The organism is Methylibium sp. T29, from assembly GCF_000576205.1.
Classification (GTDB): Bacteria; Pseudomonadota; Gammaproteobacteria; order Burkholderiales; family Burkholderiaceae_C; genus Methylibium; species Methylibium petroleiphilum.
This window is the reverse complement of the sequence record NZ_AZND01000498.1, coordinates 1-1291: the sequence shown is the minus strand read 5'-3', so window position 1 is coordinate 1291 and position 1291 is coordinate 1. Positions and strand designations below refer to the sequence as shown.

1 protein-coding gene and 1 pseudogene are annotated in these 1291 nt (G+C 71.2%); one reads left to right on the top strand and one right to left on the bottom strand.

Annotation, left to right across the window (positions count from 1 at the left end):
• Positions 1-604: ParB/RepB/Spo0J family partition protein (locus tag x551_RS22355; RefSeq protein ID WP_036251730.1), on the bottom strand; the 604-nt coding region annotated here is incomplete at its 3' end.
• A gap of 490 nt (positions 605-1094) precedes the next feature.
• Between x551_RS22355 and x551_RS26070 the strand changes: the two are divergent.
• A pseudogene (locus tag x551_RS26070) lies at positions 1095-1291 on the top strand (hypothetical protein); the annotation flags it as partial.

Below are 1291 nucleotides of genomic sequence, written 5' to 3'. Positions count from 1 at the left end.
CAGGCAGCTGCTGCCACAGCTGCTCCTGGCGCGCCGGGTCGTCGATCGATGCGAGCACCATCAGGCAGTCCAGGCCAATCCCGCCTTCGCGAAACAGCGTCAGCAGCGCAGGCGACACCGCCGCCAACTTGAGCCGGCGCTTCACGACCTGCGGCGTGACGCCGAAGGCCGCCGCCACGTCCTCGACCGACCGGCCCCCGTCGATGAGCCGGGCGAAGGCGGCGAACTCGTCGGCCGGGTTCAAGGCCTCGCGCTCGACGTTCTCGATCAGGCTGGCCATCAGCGCTTGTTCCGCCGGCACCACCAGCACCGGCACCGGCTGGTTCTCGGCCCAGCGGCCTTGCTCCACCAGCAGTGCCATCGCGCGCAGACGCCGGCCGCCGGCGCAGACCTCGTGCAAGCCACGCGCGCCGCGCACGACGATCAGGTTGTGCAGCAGGCCCGCGGCCTCGATGGACGCGGCCAGTTCGGTGAGCGGCAGCGGCGCCGCCGGGTTCTCGGGCCGCGCCTGGTAGGTCGGCGACAGCACGAGCTTGTTGAAGGAAACGAAGCTGCGGGGTGAAGCCGCGATCACGGCTTCCAGCTCCTGCTTGGAGGGTTTCATGGGGGCTCCTGAATGAGGGCGGGCGCGACATCGGCCCGTGGATTCAGGTTCCCATGAGGGATGGCGCCATCAAGTGGGGCGGCTTGAGGGCATGACGTGAGCGATGTGCTTGTTGGATCGACCCGATCCGTTCCATCGCCACCGCACGCCGCCACCGTGGGCGGGGCTTCGCAGTGGCAACCTGTTGAGACGTGATCGGACCCGCAGGCCTTCGCGCACAGTGCAAGGGCTACCCGCAGGCGTCAGCCTGCCCAGCCCCGACTTGCGTCGGCGCCGCGGTCGATACCCGCCTCCAAGCCCCTTCGTGCTCCGCCTGGAGCCCGATGCCCGCGGCGCACCGACACCGCATCTGACTGAATGATCGCCGCCTCGCGCGGCACCAGAGCCACCCACCCATGCGCCTGCGCATCCGGTGGGCCATCCATCCACCCTGACGGGGAGCCATCTCCCCGCGGGGCAGGTGCGTCTCCGTCGCCCCACGGAGACCCCCATGACTCGCATCCCCGAGCCCTGTTCCTGGCTGCCCGGCTTCGAGCCGGAGCCCGCCGCGGCCTTCGCGCCACCCATGCCCCCCGTCCCTCCCGATCCGCCGCTCGACGACGAGCCGGGCGACGAGGAACAAGAGCCCCGTCCGCCGCAACCGTTGTGGCGGCCGAGCGAGCCGCCGACGCCCAGCGCCGCGCTGCG